The organism is Saccharomonospora saliphila YIM 90502, from assembly GCF_000383795.1.
GTDB lineage: Bacteria > Actinomycetota > Actinomycetes > Mycobacteriales > Pseudonocardiaceae > Saccharomonospora > Saccharomonospora saliphila.
In genome coordinates, this window is record NZ_KB912656.1 from 1 (window position 1) to 5,558 (window position 5,558).

The 5,558-nt window shown below is 74.9% G+C and carries 2 protein-coding genes; one reads left to right on the plus strand and one right to left on the minus strand.

Annotated features, from left to right (window positions below; translation table 11 throughout):
• Nucleotides 1-3,963 (minus strand): DEAD/DEAH box helicase (locus tag SACSA_RS0109005; protein ID WP_019815231.1); only part of this gene is annotated, 3,963 nt, incomplete at its 3' end.
• Nucleotides 3,964-4,124: 161 nt separating this feature from the next.
• Here SACSA_RS0109005 and SACSA_RS24560 point away from each other — a divergent pair.
• Nucleotides 4,125-5,558, plus strand: a 1,434-nt coding sequence (locus SACSA_RS24560) for an Hsp70 family protein (protein WP_048876629.1), incomplete at its 3' end; no start/stop codon positions are given.

A 5,558-nucleotide genomic window follows, 5' to 3' on the forward strand; every position in this document is an offset into this window, starting at 1 on the left:
ATCGTGGGCAGCACCGCGTCGGGCTCCACACCGTCGGCCCCGTGCCTGCGGCGCAGAGCGTCGCCGTTTCGGCGGGTCGTTGGCCGCCCACACCAGGTCCCACAACGCCGAGACCACCTCGTTGTCCGCCGGAGCGGTGCCGAGCACCGCGCCGACCCGGTCGGCGAGCTGGCGGAAGAACAGCGCGCCGCCCTCCAACGCCGAGACGATCGCCTCGTGCAGCGGGCCGTGCGAGGACGTGTCCTCGACGTCGGGAAGCAGCAAATCGGCCACGTCGGCGGGAGCCAGCGCCAGCCAGCCGTCACCGCCCGCGAGCGCGCCGCAGCCGCACCAGGTCACCTCGCCCGCCGTGGTCAGCTCGTCCAGAAGCGCGGGGTGGTAGCCGGGCAGCCGGTTCGGCAGGATCAGCGACTCCACCGCGCTGGCGGGCAGCGGCGCGCCCGCGAGCTGTTCCACCACGGCGAGCACGTCGTCGGCGGTGGGCTCCGACCGGGTGCGCGCGCCGACGCCGTGCCACGACGGCAGGAACCGCCCCAGCGCGGATCGTTCGACCGGCTCCACCTCGGCCCGCAAGCGGGCGAGCGAGGCGCGTTTGAGCCTGCGCAGCACCCCGGCGTCGCAGTATTCCGTGCCCGCGCCGGTGGCCTCGGGACGCAGCTCGCCCCGCACGAGCCTGCCCTCGCCGCTGAGCCGGTCGAGCACCGAGGCCACCACCGCGGTCCCCAGCCCGAACCGCTCGGCCGCCGAGGCGGCTGGGAACGGGCCCCGGGACCGGGCGAAGCGGGTCAGCAGGTCGGCGAGCGGGTCGTCCACCGGCTCGGTGAACGCCTCGGGAACCCCGACAGGCAGCGCCACGCCGAGCGCGTCCCGCACCCGTCCCGCGTCCTCGATCGCCAGGTACCGTTCCTGCCCGGCCACCCGGACCACGATCGCCCGGCGCGCGCGCACCAGCTCGTCGAGCCACTCCGGCCGGACCCCGCGTTCGCCGGCCTCGGCGACGGTGAGATCGCCGAGGAAGCGCAGCAGGTCGGCGGTGTCCTCCGGGCCGCGCGCGTGCCGCTCGGGATCGAGGCGTTGCAGGGCGCGCTCCACCTCGGCGACCACGTCGGCGTCGAGCAGCTCCCGCACGGTCTCGGTGCCCAGCAGCTCGGCCAGCAGTGCCGAGTCCAGCGACAGCGCCGCCGCCCGCCGCTCGGCCAGCGGCGCGTCGGTCTCGTAGAGGAACATCCCGACGTAGCCGAACAGCAGGCTCCGCGCGAACGGCGAGGCCGACGGCGTCTCGACTTCCACCACGCGCACCGTGCGCGAGCGCACGTCCGCCATCAGCTCCCGCAGGCCGTCGACGTCGTAGACGTCCTGCAAGCACTCCCGCATCGCTTCGAGCACGACCGGGAACCGCTCGTACTTCGCCGCCACCGACAACAGCTGGGAGGCACGTTGGCGCTGCTGCCAGAGGGGACTGCGCCGCCTCGGATCCCGGCGCGGCAGCAGCAACGAGCGCGCCGCGCACTCCCGGAACCGCGCAGCGAACAGCGCCGAGCCGCTCACCTCGGCCGTGACCACGGACTCCACCTCGTCCGGGTCGATCAGTACGTCGTCGGCGCCGAGCACCACCTCGCGCCCGTCGACGTCGAGCGCGTCCGGCAGGCGCAGCACGATGCCGTCGTCGGAGTGCGCCACCTGCGCGTCCACCCCGCGCTTGTCCCGCAACCGCGCGGCCACGGCCAGCGCCCACGGTGCGTTCACCTGCGCGCCGAACGGCGAGTGCACCACCACCCGCCAGTCACCGAGCTCGTCGCGGAACCGCTCCAGCAGCACCGTACGGTCGTTGGGCACGTGCCGCGTGGCCTCCCGCTGCTCGCTGAGGTAGCTCAGCAGGTTCTCCCGGGCGCGCTCGTCGAGCCCGGCGCGCGCCGCACGGGCCAGCGCCGTCTCGCGGTCGGAGGTGGTGACCGTGCGCAGGAACGCCCCGAGCGCGCGGCCGAGCTCCAGCGGACGTCCCGGAGCGTCTCCCTTCCAGAACGGCATGCGCGCGGGTTCGCCCGGGGCGGGCACCACGAGCACGCGGTCGTGGGTGATGTCGGTGATCCGCCACGCGGACGTGCCCAGCAGGACGGTGTCGCCCACCCGGGACTCGTAGACCATCTCCTCGTCCAGCTCGCCCACGCGGCGGCCCGCGCCGCTCTCGTCCCCGGGCGTGGTCACGGTGAACAGGCCCCGATCGGGGATCGTGCCCCCTGAGGTGACGGCCAGGCGCTGCGCACCGGGCCGCCCGCGCAGCACCCCGGTCACCCGGTCCCACGTGATCCGGGCGCGCAGCTCGCCGAACTCCTCGCTCGGGTACCGGCCCGCCAGCATGTCCAGCACCGCCAGCAGCGCGTCGTCCGGCAGCGACGCGAACGGCGCGGCCCTGCGCACGGTGGCCGCGATGTCCTCCACCGTGCGCGGCTCGATCGCCACCATGGCTACGAGGTGCTGGGCCAGCACGTCCAGCGGATTGCGCGGGTAGCGCACCGCCTCGATCGCGCCCTCGCCCATCCGCTCGGCCACCACGGCGCACGAGACCAGGTCACCCCGGAACTTCGGGAACATGACCCCGGTCGAGACCGCCCCCACGTGGTGACCCGCGCGGCCCACACGTTGCAACCCCGAGGCGACGGTCGGGGGTGCCTCGATCTGCACCACCAGGTCCACCGCGCCCATGTCGATGCCCAGCTCCAGCGACGACGTCGCCACCACGCACGGCAGCACACCCGTCTTGAGCTCCTCCTCCACGCGGGTGCGCTGCTCGCGCGACATCGACCCGTGGTGCGCCTTGGCCACCGTGGAGTCGCCGCCGTCGGTGCCCACGGCCGTTCCGGCGTCCACGGCCGTTCCGGTGCCCACGGCCATTCCGGACTGCCCGATCGCCTCGGCCGGGAATCGCTCGCCCGCATCCGGTTCCGTCCGCTCGGCCGCCAGTTCGTTGACCCTGGCCGTGAGACGCTCGGCCAGGCGTCGCGAGTTCGCGAAGACGATGGTCGACCGGTGCCCGCGGATCAGCTCAAGCACGCGCTCCTCGACCGCGGGCCAGATCGAGGGCCGCCCGGGCGGTCCCGGTCCGTTTCCGGCCACCGGTGTGGCATCGCTCCGCCCCGGGGCGCCGTCCTGATCTCCCGGTGGGGCGTGCTCGCTCGGCAGCGGCGGGGGCTCCCCGTCGGACCCACCGCGCGGGGCGTCCAGCTCACCCATGTCCTCGACGGGCACCTCGACCCGCACCTCGACCGTCTTCGGGTGCTCGGGCCGCACCACCCGCACCGGCCTGCTGCCCGCGAGGAACGAGCTGATCTCTTCCACGGGCCGGACCGTGGCGGACAACCCGATCCGCTGCGCGGGCGCGTCGAGCAGATCGTCCAGCCGTTCCAGCGACACCGCGAGGTGGGCTCCGCGCTTCCCCCCGGCCACGGCGTGCACCTCGTCCACGATCACGGTCTCCACGCCGCGCAACGACTCGCGGGCCGACGAGGTCAGCAGCAGGAACAGCGACTCGGGTGTGGTCACGAGGACATCGGGCGGGGTCCGGGCGAACGCCCTGCGCTCGGCCGCCGTCGTGTCGCCGGTGCGCGTGCCCACCGCGATGTCGGGTGCGTCGAGGCCACGCCGCCGCGCGGCCTGCGAGATGCCCGCGAGCGGCGCCCGCAGGTTCCGCCGGACGTCCACCGCGAGCGCCTTCAGCGGCGAGACGTAGAGCACCCGGCACCGTCGCCTCGGCGTCGAGGGCGGGGGCGTGGTCGCGAGCCGGTCGAGCGCCCACAAGAACGCCGCCAGCGTCTTGCCCGACCCGGTCGGAGCCACGACCAGGGCGTGCTCGCCCGCGTGCGCGGCACGCCACGCCCCCTCCTGGGCACTCGTGGGTTCGGCGAACGCCCCCGCGAACCAGTCGCGCGTCGCGGGGGAGAAGAGGTCGAGTACGGCACTACCCACACCCCCATCATGCGTGTGGCACCGACACCGCGGCCCCACTGACGGTGTGACCCCGGTGTCCACGCGGTCCGCCCTGGCCCCACAGCGGGCGCGTATCGCCCGATCGGGTGGGCGTGAAAGCATCACCGGCGGTCCTGCGGGAGTACGACGAGGGAGAACTGGTGGGGATGCTGTCCGTCGACCTCGGGACATCCAACACCGTCGCGGTGCTCACGACGCCCGGACGGGCACCCCGGGTGATCGAGCTCGACGGGTCCTCGACGATGCCGTCGGCCGTGTTCGCCGAGGAGGGCGGGCACCTGGTGGTCGGGCGGGAGGCTGAGCGGCGCGCGCGGCTCGACCCGACCCGTTTCGAAGCCAACCCGAAGCGCCGCGTCGACGAGCAGACCCTGCTGCTCGGCACCGACGTCGTCGCGGTCACCGACGCGCTGGCCGCGGTGCTGCGCCGCGTGCACGACGAGGCGGTGCGCCAGCTCGGAGGCGTCCCGCCCGGCGAGGTCCGGCTCACCCACCCGGCCCAGTGGGGCCCGGTACGGCGCGCCGTTCTGCTGAGTGCCGCCCGGGCCGCCGGGATGGGCGAGCACGTGCTTCTGGTGCCCGAACCGGTCGCCGCGGCGGCGCACTTCGCCTCGTTCCCCGGCACGGTGCTGGAACCCGGCCGCACCCTCGCGGTGTACGACCTCGGAGCGGGCACCTTCGACGTCGCCGTCCTCGGCGCCACCACCGACGGCTTCACCGTGCTCGCCGAGGACGGGCTGCCGGACCTCGGCGGCCTCGACGTCGACCAGGCGCTGCTCGTGCACGTCGGCCGCGAGGTCTCGCACAGCGACCCGCAGCGCTGGCAGCGCCTGTTGCGCCCCGAGTCCACGGCGGACCGCCGGACGCGCCGGACCCTGTCCGAGGACGTCCGCGCGGCCAAGGAGGCGCTGTCCCGGCTGCCGCGGACCGAGGTGCCGATGCCGGAGCCGTTCTCCGACGTGCTCGTCACCCGCCCCGAGCTCGAGGCGCTCGTGCGTCCGGCGATGTTGCGCAGCGTGGAGCTGCTGGAACGTACCGTGCGCGCGGCGGGGGTGACCCCCGCTCAGCTGGCCGACATCCATCTCGTCGGCGGGTCGAGCAGGCTGCCGCTCGTGGGCAGCCTGATCTCCGAGAAGCTCGGGGTCGTTCCCTCCAGCCTCGACCAGCCGGAGACGGCCGTGGCGTTCGGCGCGCCGCTCGTCGGACCCGGCGGGCTGAGCATGCCCACGCAGCACCCGCCCCCCGCGTACCAGAGAGGTCCGCACCGGTCCGGCCCGCATCAGGTGAGCCCGCCCCAGCCGAGCCCGCGGGAGTCGGGTCCGCATCAGGTGAGCCCGCACCAGCCAGGCCCGCACGCGCCGCAGGGGACCCCACAGTCCGGTCCCCATCAGGTGAGCGCACACGGGAGCGGTCCCGTCCACCCGCGCCCGCACCAGGCCGGGTCCGCGCCCCCGCCCGGCACCCCGGCCTTTCCCGCGAGCGGTCCACCCGCTCCGGGAGCGCCCGGAACGGGCCCCACCATCGGCGCCTTCCCCTCCTACCCCTCCACGCGGGCCGCCCGCGGCCGGCCACGGAGA